Origin of the sequence: Paenibacillus sp. GM1FR (genome assembly GCF_002803315.1) — a bacterium.
In the GTDB taxonomy this organism is placed as follows: domain Bacteria; phylum Bacillota; class Bacilli; order Paenibacillales; family Paenibacillaceae; genus Paenibacillus; species Paenibacillus amylolyticus.
Genome location: NZ_MKZL01000031.1, coordinates 1 through 19,937, shown reverse-complemented (window position 1 = coordinate 19,937; position 19,937 = coordinate 1). Strand labels below are relative to the sequence as shown.

General features: G+C 47.3%; 13 protein-coding genes and 1 pseudogene. 11 read left to right on the top strand and 3 right to left on the bottom strand.

What is annotated here, in order from left to right:
• Positions 1–7 precede the first annotated feature (7 nt).
• The 4 genes from PAEAM_RS19930 to PAEAM_RS19915 all read left to right on the top strand — a co-directional run bounded on the left by PAEAM_RS19930 (position 8) and on the right by PAEAM_RS19915 (position 5,533).
• Positions 8–2,434 carry a flavocytochrome c gene (locus tag PAEAM_RS19930; protein ID WP_100528707.1) on the top strand — a complete coding sequence of 809 codons (2,427 nt, stop codon included), beginning with the start codon at positions 8–10 and terminating at the stop codon, positions 2,432–2,434.
• A 259-nt stretch (positions 2,435–2,693) separates the two neighbouring features.
• A complete protein-coding gene (locus PAEAM_RS19925) occupies positions 2,694–3,503 on the top strand; it encodes an alpha/beta hydrolase (RefSeq protein WP_100528713.1) in 810 nt (269 codons plus the stop codon).
• 46 nt (positions 3,504–3,549) lie between these two features.
• On the top strand, positions 3,550–4,071 hold the full coding sequence (locus PAEAM_RS19920) for a MarR family winged helix-turn-helix transcriptional regulator (protein WP_100528706.1): 522 nt from the start codon (positions 3,550–3,552) through the stop codon (positions 4,069–4,071).
• A gap of 112 nt (positions 4,072–4,183) precedes the next feature.
• Positions 4,184–5,533, top strand: coding sequence for an FAD-binding oxidoreductase (locus PAEAM_RS19915; protein ID WP_100528705.1), 1,350 nt, complete (start codon positions 4,184–4,186; stop codon positions 5,531–5,533).
• Positions 5,534–5,705: 172 nt separating this feature from the next.
• Here the strand turns inward: PAEAM_RS19915 and PAEAM_RS19910 are convergent, their stop codons facing one another.
• From PAEAM_RS19910 to PAEAM_RS19900, 3 genes are all read right to left on the bottom strand, one after another.
• Positions 5,706–6,002: a putative quinol monooxygenase gene (locus tag PAEAM_RS19910; protein ID WP_036609783.1), complete on the bottom strand. Its 297-nt coding sequence runs from the start codon at positions 6,000–6,002 to the stop codon at positions 5,706–5,708.
• 64 nt (positions 6,003–6,066) lie between these two features.
• Entirely contained in the window at positions 6,067–6,717 is a 651-nt protein-coding gene (locus tag PAEAM_RS19905) for a nitroreductase family protein (protein WP_036609781.1), read from the bottom strand.
• 27 nt (positions 6,718–6,744) lie between these two features.
• On the bottom strand, positions 6,745–7,164 hold the full coding sequence (locus PAEAM_RS19900) for a MarR family winged helix-turn-helix transcriptional regulator (RefSeq protein ID WP_036609779.1): 420 nt from the start codon (positions 7,162–7,164) through the stop codon (positions 6,745–6,747).
• 445 nt (positions 7,165–7,609) lie between these two features.
• Between PAEAM_RS19900 and PAEAM_RS19895 the strand changes: the two genes are divergently transcribed.
• The 7 genes and pseudogenes from PAEAM_RS19895 to PAEAM_RS19865 form a co-directional block, all read left to right on the top strand.
• Positions 7,610–9,607, top strand: a complete 1,998-nt coding sequence (locus PAEAM_RS19895; protein WP_347707893.1) for a helix-turn-helix domain-containing protein — start codon at positions 7,610–7,612, stop codon at positions 9,605–9,607.
• A gap of 51 nt (positions 9,608–9,658) precedes the next feature.
• Positions 9,659–11,260 carry an AraC family transcriptional regulator gene (locus PAEAM_RS19890; protein ID WP_100528703.1) on the top strand — a complete coding sequence of 534 codons (1,602 nt, stop codon included), beginning with the start codon at positions 9,659–9,661 and terminating at the stop codon, positions 11,258–11,260.
• A gap of 108 nt (positions 11,261–11,368) precedes the next feature.
• Positions 11,369–12,349 carry an ABC transporter substrate-binding protein gene (locus PAEAM_RS19885; RefSeq protein ID WP_100528702.1) on the top strand — a complete coding sequence of 327 codons (981 nt, stop codon included), beginning with the start codon at positions 11,369–11,371 and terminating at the stop codon, positions 12,347–12,349.
• A complete protein-coding gene (locus PAEAM_RS19880) occupies positions 12,350–13,162 on the top strand; it encodes a (2Fe-2S)-binding protein (RefSeq protein WP_036609771.1) in 813 nt (270 codons plus the stop codon).
• Between the two features lie 235 nt (positions 13,163–13,397).
• On the top strand, positions 13,398–13,919 hold the full coding sequence (locus PAEAM_RS19875; protein ID WP_036670036.1) for a TetR/AcrR family transcriptional regulator: 522 nt from the start codon (positions 13,398–13,400) through the stop codon (positions 13,917–13,919).
• A 64-nt stretch (positions 13,920–13,983) separates the two neighbouring features.
• A pseudogene (locus PAEAM_RS19870) lies at positions 13,984–14,653 on the top strand (NAD-dependent epimerase/dehydratase family protein); the annotation flags it as partial.
• 351 nt (positions 14,654–15,004) lie between these two features.
• Positions 15,005–19,937: beta strand repeat-containing protein (locus tag PAEAM_RS19865; RefSeq protein WP_100528701.1), on the top strand; the 4,933-nt coding region annotated here is incomplete at its 3' end.

Genomic DNA, 19,937 nt, shown 5'->3' with positions numbered 1-19,937 from the left:
AACTACAATGAAAATCATAGCAATCGTTGGCACAAATGCAAAGAAATCGTATAATCGCAAGCTGCTTCAGTTCATACAAAAGCATTTTGAGTCCAGAGCAGCCATTGAGATCCTCGATATTACAGATGTTCCGATGTTTAATCAGTCCGATAACCAAACAAACAGTGTAATTATACAATCGTTTAATGAAAAAATTATCGCAAGTGATGGTGTCATTATTGCGACTCCAGAATATAACCATTCCATCCCTTCATCCCTTAAAAGCCTGCTGGAATGGTTGAGCTTTGAAATCCATCCGCTGGCTGGAAAACCCGTGATGATCATAGGTGCGTCACAGGGAACACAAGGTTCCTCGCGTGCACAGCTGCATCTTCGTCAAATTCTGGATGCACCAGGTGTCGAAGCTAACGTGATGCCAGGGTATGAATTTTTGCTTGGCAGCGCACATAAAGCATTTGACGAATCAGGCAACCTGAACAATGAGGGAACGATCGATTTCCTGGAAACATGTTTCCTGCGGTTCCTTCGGTTTGCCAAAATTTCAAATCAGCTCAACGAAGAAGAGGAGTTTACCTATAGACCCGGTGTGTATGAGATCAATGCCATAGGTCACAGTGGCAATCTGCCGATGAAGGTATCCTTTAGTGAAAATAGAATTGAAAGCATCGATATCGATTCGAAGGGTGAAACGGAAGGGATCGCCGATGTTGTTTTTGTAAGAATTCCGAATAAAATCATTGAGGGACAGACGCTGAATGTAGATGCTCTCTCAGGTGCTTCTGAAACCAGTAATGCTGTCATCAATGGTGTAGCCAAAGCGGTTAAGCTTGCCGGAGTGAATCCTGACATCCTGAAAAGACGTCCAAAACCTGCTAGCAGCCAGATGAAAGATGACGAAGAATACACTTGCGATGTGGTCGTTGTAGGTGGAGGTGGCGCAGGACTCAGTGCTGCTGCTACAGCTTTACAACAAGGAGCAAGTGCGATTGTACTTGAGAAATATCCTGCTGTTGGGGGAAATACGATCCGCTCAGGTGGTCCTGTCAATGCTGCAGATCCTGTATGGCAACAACAGTTCACTGAGAATCCAGGGGAAAGACAGACGATTGAGAATTTATTAAGTACCGATGAGAGCTTGATCCATCCAGAATATGTAGATGATTTCCATGCACTCAAAGAAGAGTTTACTGCATATCAGGATAAGTTTGGCACAGAAAAGGCTTATTTATTCGACTCCCCGCTTCTTCACAGAATGCAAACGTATTTTGGGGGCAAACGTACAGACCTGAATGGGAGCATGATCTATGGACAATACGATCTGGTCAAAGTACTTACAGACCGTGCCTTGGAAAGTGTAACGTGGCTTGAGGATATCGGGGTTGAGTATGATAAGAGTATCGTATTTGCTCCAGTGGGTGCCCTTTGGCGTCGTGGCCATAAACCTGTCAAAAGTTATGGCTCTGCCTTTATCATTGCACTTAGCAAATATGTAGAAGAGCATTCAGGAAAAATTATTACAGATAGCCCGGTCAAACAATTGATCATCGAGGATGGAAAAATAACAGGTGTTATCGCAACAGGTGTCAATGGTCAGAAAATAACCATTCATGCCAAAGCCGTTGTGCTTGCCAGCGGCGGTTTTGGTGCAAATACACAGATGCTCAAGGAATACAACACATACTGGAGCCATATTGACGATGATATCAAAACAACAAATTCCTATGCGATGACTGGTGATGGAATATCGCTAGGTAAGAGTGCAGGAGCAGCGCTGACAGGCATGGGCTTCACTCAAATGATGCCTGTAGCTGACCCGGATACGGGCGAGCTGTTCAGTGGGTTGCAAGTACCTCCTGAAAACTTTGTCATTGTTAATAAAAAGGGAGAACGATTTGTTAATGAATTCTCTGGACGAGATGTCTTAACGAAAGCGGCTATTGAGCAGGGGAGTTTATTTTACCTGATTGCGGATGACGAGATCAAGAAAACGGCAGCGAACACAAGCCAGGAAAAGATAGACCGTCAAGTCGAAGAAGGTACCTTGTTCAGAGCCGATACGATAGAAGAACTGGCAGTGAAAATCAATATGGAACCTGAAGTTCTTAGAACTACGATTGATAAGTATAACTCATATGTGGATGCTGGCTTTGATCCGGAGTTCCATAAGGATACGTTTAGCTTAAAAGTCGAGAAGTCTCCATTCTACGCTACGCCTAGAAAACCGGCGGTTCACCATACCATGGGGGGAATCAAGATCGACACCCAAACTCGCGTATTGGATGAAATCGGTCAGCCGATTGCACATCTGTATGCGGCTGGGGAAGTTGCAGGAGGTATACATGCAGGCAACCGTTTAGGCGGTAATGCCTTGACGGATATCTTTACTTTTGGGCGAATCGCTGGTAAGACTGCTGTTGATGAGATGAATGATTAGAATGTAACCTAAAAGCCCCCCACTAAACACAAGGATTCTCAAGTGTTTAGTGGTTTTTTTATGATTCATAGTAGTGATACTATTTATTTGAAAGCGCTTTAAATTTGTTGTAGACAACAGCGCATGTCGGATGATATATTGTTTCCGTAAGAAACAATATTATTTTTAAGAGAAATAATAATAAACGTGTCCATGGTAGGGCGGAGGAAACGATCTCTCGGAACTTATGTTTGGACACCACAAAAAGGACGGGGAAACGATGACTAAAATCGAGACAATGATTCAATCCTTTGACGGTACACAGCTTTATTTCAGCAAGGATACAGTAGAAAATGCAAAAGCCGCTGTCGTTATTGTACACGGACTAGCTGAGCATGCAGGGCGCTACGATTATTTGACAGAGAAGCTGAATCAGCGCGGGTTTAGCGTGTATCGCTTCGATCATCGGGGTCATGCCAGATCCGAGGGACAGCGTACCTTCTATAAAGTATTTGATCATCTAATTGAAGATGTTCATGTCATTGTCGAGGCGGCATTGCAAGAGAGCGGTGACCTTCCGCTGTTTGTCATCGGACATAGTATGGGCGGTTTTGCAACCTCGTCCTTTGGAACGAAATATCCAGGCAAGGTCAAAGGCATCGTACTATCCGGAGCGCTCACTCGTTACAATACAAAAGTTGCCGGAGAACTGCCGATGGATCTTCCTACAGGCACGTATTTCCCAAATGAGCTGGGCAGCGGCGTATGTAGTGATCCCGCAGTTGTATCCGCTTACGCGAATGACCCACTGGTTGAAAAGCAGATCTCTGTAGATTTATTTAACAGTCTGGGAAATGGCATAACATGGCTCAAGGAGAACGCCAAGCAGTTTACAGATCCCGTGCTTGTACTGCATGGGGCCAATGATGGACTGGTCAGCGAAAAGGATTCCCGTGACTTTTACGGCGATATCGCTTCAACAGATAAAACACTTAAAATTTATGCTCATCTGATGCATGAGATATTTAATGAACCGACTCGTGATGATGTTATTGAAGAAGCGATTACATGGATTGAAAAACGGATCTGATTTCAATAGAGTAAGAGAGAGAATCTGAATATGAAAGGAATTACGCATGAAATTAGATTGGATGGGCGACCATCGGGAACTGATTGAGAAAATTATCAAATACGGTAATGCGTACTCGAACACCTATAAGCTGCAGCGAAGTTATGGTACAGACATGATGTTCTCGGCTTCACAGATTCAGACGCTGGAATACATTCTGGAAGCCGAGGACAAGGAAGAGAAGATGTCGGAAATGGCAGCACGCCTGGGCGTAAGCCGCAGTACATTTTCCAAGAACGTGAAGAATCTGACGGAAAAAGGGCTGCTTGAAAAATTTCATTTAAGCGGTAACCGCAAAGACATTTACGTCAAACCTTCGGAGAAAGGTCGCGAGGTATATGCGAAGTATACCGAATTTGTAAGGGAGCTTTGCTTTGATGAGATTTTCAAGTATGCAGATCAGATTTCAGAAGCGGATAAGCAGAACTTTGTTCGCATCATGGATCTGTTTGCCGACGTGCTCGTCTGGTATGGTGAAAAAGAACAGGAAGCGCGCAAGTTAATCAAAATTGATTCCTCTGAAACATGAACCTTGAAATTAAGGGCACCAGCCCATTCCCTCCGCGAATGTCCGTCATACAGTATAAAGTGCTTGATGCAGCAGAGGCTGTAGGACAATTATTCAGCAGGGAGTGGGACGTGTGAAATCATCGACAAAGCTTACCGGACGGGTTATTTACAAGGGTGATCCAGGATATGAAGCGGCGCGAAAAAACTGGGACCCGCATACGGACAAATTTCCTAAAGTGTTTGTATTTGCCCAACGGACGAAGGATGTATCCAATGCTATCCGATGGGCTCGTGAAAACAATGTTCCGATTCGTCCGCGGAGTGGCAGACACGCGCTGGAAGTGAATCTTTCACAGGTTAACGGCGGAATTGTGATTGATGTGAGTGATCTGAATTCCATCAAGCTTGATAAAAAAAATGGAACGGTTGTTGTTGGAACAGGAAACCGAGTGGGAAGAATTGCAAATACCCTTGCGAAACAAGGATTCATAGCTCCTTTTGGTGACAGCCCTACTGTCGGGATCGGTGGAATTACATTAGGTGGGGGAATTGGGCCTCTCCAGCGTACGATCGGTCTTATCAGTGATAACCTGCTTGAGGTAGAGATGGTGGACGCCAAAGGAAAAGTGATTCGGGCCAATAAAAATCGTAATTCGGATCTCTTTTGGGCCTCGCGGGGAGGAGGCGGTGGTAACTTCGGAGTATACACCCGCTACAAATTCAAAGTGCGCCGTGCTCCAGCGAAAGCAACTGTATTTAAGATCACCTGGCCATGGTCTCAATTCGAAAAGGTGCTCAAAGTATGGCAGAGGTGGGCTCCCTCTGTGGATACAAGACTGGGCAGCGAGTTGTCCATCGGACCGAAAAAGGGTGGCAATGTCGTCATGGAGGGGCTGTTCCTAGGGTCAAAAACAGAGGCACTCCGTCTATTGCAGCCGATTACGAGTGTTGGCACACCGACAAGTTCCATTGTTCGTTTGTTACCTTACACGGAAGTTGTGAAGTTCTTATTACAACCTGATCCGACCGAAACTCAACGGTATAGCAACCAGTTCTCGTCCGGTTTTGGACGAAAACCATTCCCCGACAAAGCCATTAAATCGATGCAAACATTTTTGGAGAACCTGGAAGAGGGGCCAGGCGGGTTCTATTTCCTCAACTGGGGCGGAGCAGTAAGTCGCAAATCACCTAGATCAACCGCCTTCTTCTGGCGTAAAGAGAAGTTTTATGTGGAATGGACCAGTACGTGGCTCAAACCTTCCCATGCCGCCAAAAATATCGCACTCGCTCGTAATACTCGCAAGAAATTGCAACCATACATTGTGGGTTCCTATATCAACGTTCCAGACCAAGGGATCAAAAATTCCGGTCCAGTGTACTATGGAGCCAACTATGCCAGACTGCGGAGAGTCAAAGCCAAGTATGACCCGAAAAATGTGTTTAACAATCCGCAAAGCATTACTCCGGCTCGGATAGTGTAGTCCATGTTCACTTGTTTAATACCTCTTCAATGAGTGAAGAAAACACGCCTTAATTGGCGTGTTTTTTGTTGAAGTGAACTTATTTTCAAAAGGAAACTAAAAAGCTGCCCTCGGTCATATGACCAAGAGCAGCTTTTTCACATGCACTATAAGCATGGCAGTTAATGCGCTATTAAGCTTTAACTTGTTCTCCAGCAAATACTTCAACGTTCATTGGAGCGGCCATGAATGCTGCTGCTTGTTGAACAAAAGCTTGGAAATGCGCGCTTGTGTTGTGGGATGCTGTAGCAGCTTCATCTTTCCACAGTTCGATCATCGTGTATTGTTGTTCGCGTTCTGTGCTTTTTGCCAAATCGTAGCTGATGTTACCTTCTTCTTGACGTGTAGCAGCCATCAGTTCTTTCGCAGCTGCGAGGAATGCTTGCTCTTGGTCCGGTTTAACTTGCAGATGAGCGTGAATGATAATCATAATGTATAACCTCCATATTGTGTTTGTTTGGAATGTGTTAAGAAAGGGGAAACCGTCCCTGATATTATGCCCAAGTTGTGATTGTTTCTACTGGCAGACGGTAGGAAGGATGACCTTCTTTGGCCGATTTACCAATCGAGATCAACATAACGGGTTGATAACGTTCTTTGTCCATGCCAAATGCTTCTGCAATTTGATCTTTTTCGTAACCACCGATTGGGTTAGTATCATAACCGTGAGCACGTGCTACAAGCATTAATTGCATGGAAGCAAGTCCAGCGTCGATCATATTAACTTCGCGAATAGCGGAAGCAGGCATATTTTCATAATAAGGCAATACTTTTGATAGTTGCATATCTTTAACTTCTTGTGGCATATAACCGAGTTCTACGGCTTTGCCAAAAATTTCTTCCATATGTTCCGCGTTTTTCATGTCAATGAATACGCCAATGACTGCGGAGGAAGTCAACACTTGATTTTGATTAAATCTCGCAAGTGGAGCAAGCTTTTCTTTACCTTCAGTTGTATCTACAACCAGAAATCGCCAAGGCTGCAAATTGATCGAAGATGGTGCACGGGAAGCTTCTGACAGAATTTCAGTCATTTCTTCACGGCTAATTTTCACTTCAGGATCGTAAAGTTTAACAGAACGACGACCGTAGGTAATTTCGTTAAAATCATTGGTTTTTTGGAATTTGCTTTGAATTGTACTCATGCATGGATCTCTCCTCTATATATGGGTTTAGAAATTGTTCTGCATACGTTCCAGGAAATCGGCGAGTGATTGAACTTCGTCTTCACTGAAATCCTGTAAAATCTGGTTGATAAAATTGGTCTTCTCAGCTTTGTAGCCTTCAATCTGCTTCCGACCGTGGTCCGTCAAACGAACAAAAGTGACCCGATTATCATCGGGATTCTTACGTCTTGTAACCATCAGGTCCGCCTCAAGTTGCTTCAAGTGGCGTGTAATCGCAGCACTATCAATGTTAATGATTTTCTGCAACATGGATTGGTTAATCTCATCGACCTGATCCAGCTCATGCAGAATTTCAAAGCGAGAGGAACTGATACCTGTACAGCGTTCGAACTTGGGACTGAGTTTGTTACCCAACACGTTCAACAGATTGATGATTTGTTCTTCTTTGGAAACAATACGTGTCATGACTAGACCTCCCGGGTGAATCTGAATCATGAACAACGGCGTATGTTAACCAATGATTAATGTTGCAGTATACAATGCCATTGCCTAATGATTATTTGGATGCTCTCGAATCATTGATGTATCAATATTTGATGCGTCAATCATTGATGGCTCAATTAATATATCATGCCTTTTATGATTTTGCAACAGGTTAGAAAATGTTGCTGATTCTAGCGTTATTATCCCGCTACGTATACATTGCAGTCCATATATGTTGTCCAAATGGGTAAGTTAATATTGATTGTGCATGTTATTGAGAATTGTTATCAATTGATTTATAATGAAATGAAATATACATACTGAGCGAAAATTACAGGCTCTTCATAAAGAATAGCAAGAAGGTATGTCGATGTAATATGGCGGGAGGGAAAGTACAGCGGATATGAATTTGAATGATCACATCAGGTTGTGGAATCATGCTTTTGTCAAAATACTGGATGTACGCCAAAACGCTTTGCATCCTGGGGAGAAGTTGAAGAATTATCAACTACCAGCAAGTACCTATCTATATATCACCGACGGAAGTGCACGGATACGAATGGATCAACACAGATACATTGTTGAGGGATTCCACATCATTCATGGAGGCAAGCAGGCGTATTTAAACATGGAGACGGATTCGGGCGTGGCGTATTATATGATTTTGTACAAAGCCATCCTGGCCTTGCCCTGTGGGATGGAAATTCAGTATCTGATGGACCATGAACGTCCGTTTCAGGACCAATATGCACTTGTACCAACCCGTCCGCTACACATGTATCAGTGTATGGAGGAATTGAAACAGGAGTGGGAGCAGTCTACTAAGCTTGCAAAGTTACATGCCAAAACCTTATTTCATCAATGGGTATATCTTTTATTGACAGACTTACACGAACAATCCATTCAGCCACATAAACCGGATACGGTCACACAGGCTATTGAATATATGAAAGCTCATCTCCATGAGCCCATAGCTCTTGACGTAATGGCAGAAGCAATGGAATGCAGTGTGGGGCACTTGTCGAGGCTGTTCAAACAAAAGTTAAACATCAGTCCCATCCAGTATCTTGGACAGATTCGAATGGAGAGGGCCGCACATCTTCTGGTGCATACCAGTGCAACGCTGCAACAGATTGCAGAACAGATCGGCTATCCGGATGCACATTCACTGAGCCGCAGTTTCAAAAAAATAAAAGGGCTTTCTCCAATTCGCTACAAAAAAGGAGTAAGCCAACGGTTAAACAAGTCGAAACACCCATTGGTATTGAACAACAAGCAAGATTTGCCCAGTGTAATGCAAGAAAATGCCCTTCATTCGTTACATTCCCATCTATATAATGATATTGATTATCAATATCAAAAGAATGTTGGAGGGGAATTAATAATGCAAGGAAAATTAAAAATGACAGCACTAAGCATGATGTTGTGTCTTACGCTATTGCTCACGGCCTGTTCCAGTCCAGCACCGTCTGCAAGTGGTACGCAAACAGAGACCAATGCGGCTACTACACAATCGGGTAACCAGGCAACGGAGGCAGGGAAATCGACTGCACAGCCGGAGACGCGTACCGTCTCTACAATGAGGGGAGATGTGGTAATCCCGGCCAATCCGCAGCGTGTTGCTTCAGATCAATATATGGGGTACCTACTGAAACTGGGCATTGTACCGGTTGGTGTAAGAACATTTATGCTGAACGAAGGATGGATTGAAAAGTCTGGCATTGCTGCTGATGTTATAGCGGGTATTGAGGATTTGGGAGGAGAGTTCCCAATGAATCTGGAGAAGTTAGTGTCACTTGAGCCGGATCTCATCATTGGTTCCATTGATAAAAATATTGAGGATTACGAAAAAATTGCAACGACCGTCTTTTTACCTTATTGGGAAGGTGATAAAACTTCTGGTCCACTGGAAAAGCTGCGCCGGATTGCTGGTTTTTTTGGTAAAGAGAAGGAAGCAGAGCAATGGATCACGACATATGAAGAGAATATCGAAGAGACTAAGAAGCAGATAGATGGTGTAATTAAAGAAGGCGAGACCGTATCCATCATACAAATAGGGTACAAAGCGTTGTATGTACTTGGTGCAGAAGGCGGGAACTATGGTAGTTCCACGATCTATGAGATGCTGAAACTGCCTCCAACTCAGCAAGCACTCGAAATGAAGGATGGATTCGAGACGATCTCCCTTGAAGTACTGCCTGAGTATATGGGAGATCATATCTTCTTATATGGTTCGGGTAGTGAGGACGCCAAAGAGATCCTGAACAGCGAGGTTTGGAAACGTCTGCCTGCTGTGCAGAAAGGACAAGTCTACGCCTATGGTTCCTTGGATGGTACAGAGGATGAGTTCGTCATGGAAGATCCCTATTCACTGGAGTTGCAGTTGGATAGTATAAAGAATTTACTATTGGGAGCTGAAAAATAGAGTGTAATCAGTTCACATAGAATCGGATCAGAACAGGGAGGGGACGTGAGCATGAAGGAAAATGATTGGATCAAACAACTGGAGCAACTACATTTCTCTGCTGTCCACGTCTGCCATTACTCTAGCAATCCGGGGGCTGTTCAGCGTCGGATCTGGAAAAGGTTCGCCATTTGCAGGGTCATCGCGGGCAAAGGATCTTTGTCTATGGATAACATTGTACATACGGTATCTCAAGACGAGTGGTTTTTGTTGAAGCCAGGAATGCATGTGGAGTTTCAGACGGATATGGAAGCACCTGTCCGATATCAGATCATTTTATTTTCCTGTGTTACACTTACCCGGCGTCGGAATGCTTGGCATACCGAGGCATTTGATCTCCCTGTGACGGGCAAGCTTAATGTTCCTTCCAATACACGTGATATTCAGGAGATGATGGATACCCTGATGAGTGGAAAACACTCGTTTACGAGTCTGGAAAAGACGCGCAGGAAACATCTTTTGCATCAGTTGTTGATTCAGTTAATGATGCACGTGAATGAAGCAACACCCCCTGTAGCGGGGATGGATTTGGTACTTGATTATATGACGCATCAGTATAGGGAAGACATTCGAATTGATCAGATGGCCCGCATGGCAGGGCTCAGTGTGAATCATTTTATAAGAACATTCAAACGACAATTAAATATGACCCCGATTGAATATATCCTGAAACTACGTATGGCAAAGGCCAAGCAGCTGTTATTTTCTTCAGATAAAATCAAGGAAATTGCGGAGCAAGTGGGTTATAAGGACGAGCACTATTTCAGCAGAGTTTTCAAGAAAAACGAAGGAATCGCCCCAACGTTGTATATGAAAAATAAAGTGAATCGCATTGCCACCTTGTATTACGGGTTGGACGATTATGTGATAACGCTCGGTTTGAGGCCAGTATCCGCTTTATCCTATGGTCAGAGGGTGGCTCGTCATGTTGCCATACCTGCGCTTCAAGCACACAATCATCAGGGACTTATTCTGGATAGCTTCAATCAGAACTATGATGATTTGAGGCGAGTCCAACCGGACCTGATCATTACAAGTGATCGTTTGGAGCCAAATGACTCCCTGAATCGTATCGCGCCTACCACCATGCTGGAGCATACCAACCATTTTGGCGAGAGGCTTCTGTATATGGCGGACATTATGGGTCGCACCGAACAGGCCGTACAGTGGATAGAACAACATGCTGAACTGAGCCGGGTTCTTCGAGGACGCATTCAATCGAGGTGGGGGAAACAGAGTGCCATGTTCATCCGGGTGACTTCTCATTTCTACCGAATGTATGGATTGAACAACCAGACAGGGGCGCTATTGTATGATGATCTGGGATTTTATTTGCCTCGTGATTTTCCGGAACAACAGTGGGCTGTAGAGAGCAAAGTTTGCGATTTGCAGTTATACGACGCGGATCATGTGTTTGTAATGGTCGATCCCACAGAAGACGCACGTGCTCAACTGAGGCAATTACAGCAATCCAGTGCATGGTTGGCATTAAAGGCTGTTCAAGAAGGCCATGTATATAATGCAGGAGATATTTTTTTCAAAACGCTGGGTCCCACCGGACGCATGTGGACCATGCGATATGTGGCAGAGCAACTTGGGGTTACCTTACGGTGATATTGTGCAAGAGAAGAGAGTGGAATAATCCATGGTAAGCCTGTATGCTTTTCCCTACTATAGTGATAATGATTATTATTATTAAATAGTAGAGGGGATTTACTACAAATGGTAAGACAGAGAGCAACAACGATGATACTGTTGGCCCTGCTTGTGCTCGTTCTGACGGCATGTAGCAAGGCATCAGAAGTAACAGAAGCAACGCCTCCGCAACAGGATACGCCTGTGGAAGAGAGTGGTACGCAAACGATTGAGCATCTTAAAGGAACAACGGTTGTACCGCAAAAAATAGAGCGTATGGTGGTATTATCTGCTGCTTACATCGATCACATGTTGACGATTGGTGAGAAACCAGCAGGCGTTAATGTAGAAGTTCGTTACGGAGGAGATTATTTGCCTTACTTTGCAGATCAGCTTGCCGGCATTCCAACGGTAGGGTCTGCAGACAGTCCTAACCTGGAGGCTATCCTTCAGATTGATCCGGATGTCATCGTTATTGAGAGTCGAACTGCGGAGAGTACGTATGATCAGTTGGAGAAAATCGCTCCGACGATTGTACTGGGTACTGAATGGCTGGATTTTGTTGATGATTCAACATATTGGACACAGGATCTGTTGACCATTGCCGGGATGTACAACAAAGTGGATCTGGCAAAAGAAAAGATAGCCGAGGTAGAGCAGCAGGCGAAGCAATTAAAAGCGAAGATCGAACAACTGGATCAAAAAAAGTTGGCTTATCTGCGTGTAAGAGAGAAGACCTTACAAATTTACGCGGCAAAAGGACATCCAACCAACACACTTTTGTATCATGATCTTGGATTTGTGCCAACGACTGTGACACCTGCCGAACAACGTGAGGACCTGTCCATGGAGAAAATTGCAGATGTGGATGCTGATTTCGTAGTTCTGGAGATTGACCCGAATGCCGATGAGTATGTAAACAACATCAACGCAAGCTCACTCTGGAAGGCAGTGCCGGCTGTCGGTGCAGATCAGGTCTATACGACAGACTCGTTCTGGTTGTTTAAGGGCTGGGGAGCGATTGGGCGAAGCGAGATTATCAACGAAGTTGAAGAGATGATTCAATAGATGAGACATTATCCAAGACATGATTATTCAGAGATGTCGGAAGTGTTACAGCAATTTTTTGTGACGACGATCCAAGTGGACTGCGATGATTCCAAGTATCCTTTCCGTGTGAAGGATCTGCTGAATGAAGAGAAACGAAACTTGATATTGCGTGAACAGGCTATGCAGCAAGGGCTTCAATTGGGCGGAAGAGGAAGTGCGGCCGTCGGTACACTTTTTGCCAAACGTTACTCCGTATTCGTGATGTCCGTAATTTCAGCATTCAGTCTATACGATACTATACTTAGCGTTGCAGACGATGATGTGCGGTTTGAATTGAATGGTGCAGGTGGCATGCGATATGAGACTCTGCTGGAGAGAACCTCTCTGGAGGGTGAAGATCCTGTTCAGCGCAGGTCAGAGAGTGGCTTGCTCAAGAAAAGAGTGCTGCTACATCTGGAACCTGTCCTGCGAGCGGTAGCCGTCGCTACAAGAGCGAGCGATAAGGTCATGTGGTCTCTGGTTGCCCATAATGTGCAACAATTGTATGCACGTATGATCAATGATCAGAGCATTTGGAAGACAGATGAACGGCTTGCAAAGATTCAAGAAGATCAAAGCCTCTGGCTGGATCGGCAAAACGATAATGCATGTACATTTGCCAATGAGCTGCAGCGCTTCGAACATTCCGGGTGGCAGGGACCTCCGTTCCTGCTACGCCGATATTGTTGTTTGGCTTATCTGGTTGGAGACGGAAGTCATACACATGGGTATTGTGACAGTTGTCCGAAGCTGGATTCGGAATCCCGATTGCGTAAACTTCTTCAGCAGTGAACAGACACTCTTGTACCGCATGGTACGAATCTGTTTCAGACAAACCATGTTCTCTTCGGTTTCCAGTGGATAGAATCTATGATCGACAAGTTACACAACCTGCAGCGGCTTGAGCCAGCGTCTGCGGGTTTGTTGGCTTTGTATAAGGTCACGATACCTTTGCATCGAGGGATAGTATTCGTTATACTTCAAGCTATTGATCAATTAATCACTAACTATTGGAGGGCGGATTATCATGGCAAAGGATAAAGCAGCGTCGGTTAACCGGCGAAATGATATTATCTCTGCAGCAATTGACGTCTTCGCGGAAATTGGCTATTATCGTGCGACTACAGCCCAGGTGGCTGAACGGGCACAGATCTCACAGCCGTATATATTTCGTTTTTTCAAAACAAAAGAAGCTTTATTATTAACTGCAATTGAGGTCTCATGGACACGGGTGATTGATTCGTTTCGAATTGTGGTGGAGATGGCGACACCAGATCAGTTAGAGAATGATCTCATTGAAGCCTATGATAAGATTCTGGAATCGCACAAGAGCGAGATCTTGCTTCAGATGCAGGCGCAAACGATCCGGGAGGAAGTCATTCGTCAGGCTATGCAAAAAGGCATTAGTGATGTAAGAGCCATGGTACTGGAAGCTTTCACCGTTGCAGGAATTGCTGAACCGCTAAAAAGAACCATGATTTTTCTGGCAATCGGGATGTTGTGTAATGTATCTAATGCACTGGATATGCCAGAGTTGAAGGAACGATAGAGAGGGAGGTAAAGTCCCTTTTTATATTTCATTTATTGATCAATCACTAAATCGATGAGAGAGGTTTCATTGTGCGAACGTTCCATATAACGAGATGGAGAGCGGTCTGATTCCGCTGCTATAACAGAAGATAAATGAAGGAAGTAACCGAAGAACATTCGAAGCAGCCACATACCCGAAAAGGCAAGACACGACTTGCCTATGAACAGATGTTATTCAGCACAAGATGGAGTAGAGCTCAGGTGATGATCGTTCGTTTGCCAGATTATTATGGCCCATCGGCTAATCAAGCTTCCTATCTGGGTTCAACCCTTGAAGCGATAGCAAAAGGTAAGATGGCTTTTTTTATCGGAAATATGAACGTGCCGAGAGAGTATATTTATTTGCCGGATGCTGCGGTCATGGTGGTGGAGCTGGCAAGCAGAGAGACGACGTATGGACAGAACTGGAACATTCCTGGATCGGGGATCATCTCGGGTCATGACATCGTGCGATTGGCACAGAAGGCTGCGGGAAGAAGCAAACCTGTGCTGGCGCTAGGAAAAGTAGGATTGTCGGTGATTGGACTAGGTGTACCCGTTATGAAAGAAATTGTAGAAATGTTATATCTGACTGAGGAACCCCTGATCCTGAGTAGATAGAAGTATGAGGAACGGATTGGCCCGGTTGTGGCAACATCTTTTGAGGAAGGAATTGCGTTGACGATTAAGGAGTTGGAGTTGCAGGGGGAGTAGAGGGGAATATATTTTTTAGAGAAAAGTAATTGATTGATCACTAACTGTGAAGCTTTTATAGGTATATTGAATAGGGGGCGCACAAAGCTAGTCCAGGGCATAGAGTGTACTATTGTAAAATGCGGGGATTTGACGTGGTGTATAAGGAGGGGGGATTCTCTTGTGAGCGATATATCCAAAAGGAAACGCAAAATTTCCTTAATCAGTACAGGTAAACGGAAAGCAAAAAAATCAAAAAAGCACTCTATCCCAAAGAAGAAGAGTAAGTCTTGTAAGAAAAGCAGACGTAAATGCAAAAAAAAGAAAAGTCACAGGATTCCTTTCCTTCGCGGCCCACGGGGTTATCAGGGAATGAGAGGATTCACTGGAGCAACAGGTGCTACTGGGTTAACTGGAGACCCTGGGTATCCCGGCATATGGGGAGCAACCATTTTAACAGGACGGACCGGAGTAACCGGAACCACGGGAAGTACCGGAATAACTGGAGTCACAGGTGCAACAGGAGCTACCGGACTGATGGGCACCACAGGTGTGACTGGTACTACAGGATTTACAGGTCCGACTGGTCCAACGGGTGAGGCGGGAGCAACTGGATCTACAGGAAGCACAGGAGCTACAGGTGCGACTGGCACCGGACCAACTGGAATCACAGGAACAACTGGCGCAACTGGAATTACCGGATTTGGTGTTACAGGCGTGACCGGGGCTACAGGAAATACTGGTGTAACCGGCTTTACGGGCAGCACCGGAGTTACAGGTCCAACTGGAATTGGTGTGATGGGACTAACAGGAGCAACAGGCTTAACCGGCGTTACGGGAATCACCGGTTTTACAGGTTCAACTGGCCCAACCGGAGCGACGGGTCTAATAGGTATTACGGGTGCGACTGGATTAACGGGAAGTACTGGCGAAATTGGAATCACAGGCCCGTCCGGAGCAACTGGTATTACTGGAACCACAGGTATCACAGGTGCTACAGGATTTACTGGGGCAATAGGAGCAACGGGAAGTACGGGGCCAACTGGAAATACTGGCATAACCGGCGCAACTGGTGCCACTGGGGAAACGGGTCTAACAGGAATTACTGGTACGACAGGACCCACTGGGGGGATCGGGTCTACGGGAGTTACTGGTGTAACCGGAACTACAGGAAGTACTGGTGCGACCGGAGCGACTGGCGTCACTGGAGAGACGGGTCTAACAGGTATTACGGGTGAGACTGGAGTTACAGGAAGCACTGGTACTTCTGGAACAACAGGCACTACGGGGGCAACTGGACTAACGGGTGTGACGGGAGCAACCGGCGAAACAGGCACGACAGGCATCACTGGCGTTACTGGAAATACTGGTGCTTCAGGGATTACTGGATTTACGGGCAGTACAGGTGCGACCGGTACGACTGGTTTGACAGGATTCACCGGAGCGACAGGAAGTACTGGTGAGGCGGGGCTAACAGGAGTTACAGGTACGACTGGTCTAACGGGACCCACCGGGGTCACTGGCGAAACAGGAACAACCGGAACTACAGGAAGTACTGGAATAACAGGTAATACTGGTGAAACAGGATCAACAGGTACGACCGGATTACCTGGCGTTACTGGAATTGCGGGCACAACCGGAACGACTGGAATAACAGGAGCCACAGGTATTACTGGATTTACAGGCAGTACAGGTGCGATCGGAGCAACTGGTGCCACTGGCACAACCGGAGTCACAGGTACGACTGGTGTGTCAGGACCTACCGGGGCTACTGGAGAAACGGGTACCACCGGAGTTACAGGTGCTACAGGATCTACTGGGGCGGTAGGGTCAACGGGAAGTACAGGTACAACCGGCGTTACTGGCATAACAGGTACGACCGGTACTACGGGAGTTACAGGCATAACCGGCATAACCGGCAATACTGGTGTAACAGGAGCCACAGGAATTACTGGAGAAACGGGGATTTCAGGTGCAACCGGAGTTAGTGGCACAACAGGAATTACCGGAGCTACCGGAATTACGGGTGCTACAGGAAACACCGGGACGACAGGTGTAACTGGAGAAACAGGGTTCACAGGACTAACGGGAGTTACCGGTCCAACAGGAACGACAGGGTTAACAGGGGTAACCGGAATCACCGGTGAGACCGGAGCTACCGGACTTACTGGTGTCACTGGGGAAACGGGTCTAACAGGATTCACAGGCACGACAGGAGCGACGGGACCGACTGGAGCAACCGGAATTACAGGTATCTCGGGAGTGACTGGCGTAACCGGAACGACGGGAATTACGGGAGCGACCGGGGCTACAGGTGTAACGGGCTCAACCGGTTCGACTGGCCCAACAGGAGAGACAGGACTAACAGGTCTAACTGGAGCTACTGGAAGTACGGGTGCGACGGGAACAACTGGTGTTACAGGTGCAACCGGAGTTAGTGGCACAACAGGAATTACTGGTGTAACTGGCGCGACAGGACTCACCGGGGTTACTGGTTCAACTGGTAATACCGGAGCTACTGGCATAACCGGGGTCACCGGCGAAACAGGGCCAACCGGCACAACTGGCTTAACTGGCGTTACGGGTACAATTGGTGTGACCGGAGCAACAGGCGTCACTGGAGAGACCGGAGCTACAGGTCTGACGGGAAATACAGGACCAACGGGTGCCACCGGATTTACGGGTCCAACAGGTGAAACAGGAATCACTGGAGTTACAGGCCCTACTGGAGCAACCGGCTCAATCGGAACTACTGGAGATACAGGTTCAACAGGGGTCACAGGTACGACTGGTGTGACGGGCCCGACCGGTGCAACTGGAGAAACGGGAATTACAGGTGCGGCTGGACTAACTGGCATTACCGGAACCACGGGTGTCACAGGAGGTACCGGAGCTACAGGAATTATGGGAGCGACCGGAACCACTGGCGTTACTGGGGAGACTGGTCTAACCGGGAACACAGGTGTAACGGGACCAACCGGCACGACTGGTTTAACTGGCGTAACGGGACTTACTGGTGTGACCGGAACTACTGGCATAACGGGAACAACTGGTATTACGGGAGTAACCGGAGCAACAGGTGTCACTGGAGAGACGGGTCTAACAGGAGGTACAGGTGCAACTGGTATTACAGGTGCTATGGGTGCGACTGGACTAACTGGTATTACCGGAACCACGGGTACAGCTGGGGTAACGGGCCCAACAGGTGCCACTGGAGCAACAGGAAGTATAGGTGCCACGGGAGTAACCGGAACAACTGGTGTAACTGGAGAGTCGGGTCTAACAGGAGTCACTGGTGTCACCGGGGAAACGGGTATAACTGGGGCCACAGGTGTAACGGGCCCTACCGGATCGACTGGCCCTACAGGAGAGACGGGGTTAACCGGGGTCACAGGTCCGACTGGTGTGACGGGACTGAACGGTGCAACTGGACTAACTGGCATTACTGGAACCACGGGTATCACAGGATTCACAGGCGCGACAGGAGCAACCGGAATTACAGGTATCTCGGGAGTGACTGGCGTAACCGGCACGACTGGCTTAACTGGCGTTACGGGTACAATTGGTGCGACCGGAGCAACAGGCGTCACTGGAGAGACGGGTCTAACTGGGAGCACAGGAGCCACCGGAACGACAGGTGTTACTGGAGAAACAGGTTCAACAGGGGTCACAGGTACGACTGGTGTGACGGGCCCTACCGGTTCGACTGGCCAAACTGGTGAAACAGGACCAACCGGCACAACGGGTGCAACTGGTATTACAGGTCCTACGGGTTTGACTGGAGAAACAGGAAGTACAGGTGCCACGGGAGTAACCGGCGCAACCGGAACAACTGGTGCAACTGGGCTAACAGGAGTCACTGGTGTCACCGGGGCTACAGGTGTAACGGGATCTACCGGTTTGAATGGCCCAACAGGAGAGACAGGACTAACAGGTATAACTGGAAGTACGGGTACGACGGGAACAACTGGTGTTACAGGAGCAACCGGAGTTAGTGGCATAACAGGAATTGCTGGTGTAACTGGCACGACAGGACTCACTGGGGCTACTGGTTCAACTGGTAATACCGGAGCTACTGGCATAACCGGGGTCAACGGTGAAACAGGGCCAACTGGCACGACTGGCTTAACTGGCGTTACGGGTACAATTGGTGTGACAGGAGCAACAGGCGTCACTGGAGAGACGGGTCTAACTGGGAGCACAGGTACGACTGGAGCTACAGGTCCAACAGGGGTGACAGGTACGACTGGTGTGACGGGATCAACTGGAGAAACAGGGTTCACAGGACCAACCGGTGCGACTGGCTTAACTGGAGTTACGGGTACAACAGGTGCGACTGGAGCCACTGGGGTCACCGGTGAAACGGGTACGACTGGAGCAACGGGAAGTACGGGTACTACGGGAGCTACTGGTGTAGCAGGCACAACTGGTATCACAGGGGAAACAGGTCTAACAGGAATTACTGGTCCAACTGGTGTTACGGGATTAACTGGAGCCACGGGCACGACAGGACCAACAGGACCAACCGGAGCCACTGGTGTGACTGGCATAACCGGAGTCACAGGTACGACTGGAGTTACAGGTACGACTGGAGTTACAGGAGCAACGGGGAGTACGGGTTCCACAGGAATAACTGGCGTATCCGGGCCGACTGGTGCTACTGGAATTACTGGCCAAACTGGTGTGACAGGATCAACCGGAGTTACGGGAGTAACTGGACTTACTGGATTAACTGGGGAGACGGGTCTAACCGGGATTACAGGTGCGACTGGTGCTACTGGAATTACTGGGGCAACCGGTCCAACGGGTATTACTGGTGAAACAGGAATAACCGGCACGACCGGCGTAACTGGCATTACGGGTGTGACTGGAGCTACTGGAATTACCGGCGCCACCGGCATAACTGGCCAAACTGGAGAGACGGGTCTAACAGGGGTCACAGGTACGACTGGAGCAACGGGAACTGCGGGACTTACTGGTGTAACCGGCGCGACTGGTGCCACTGGCATAACTGGCACAACTGGCGTTACGGGTGTGACTGGAGCTACTGGAATTACAGGAGCCATCGGCACAACTGGCCAAACTGGAGAGACGGGTGTAACAGGGGTCACAGGTACGACTGGTGTAACGGGACCCACCGGGGCTACTGGAGCAACGGGAACTACGGGAGTTACTGGCGTAACCGGCGCGACTGGAACTACGGGTACAACAGGAACGACTGGAGCCACTGGGATCACAGGTGTGACTGGAGCAACAGGAACCACGGGTATTACAGGAGAGACGGGTGTAGCAGGCGTTACAGGCA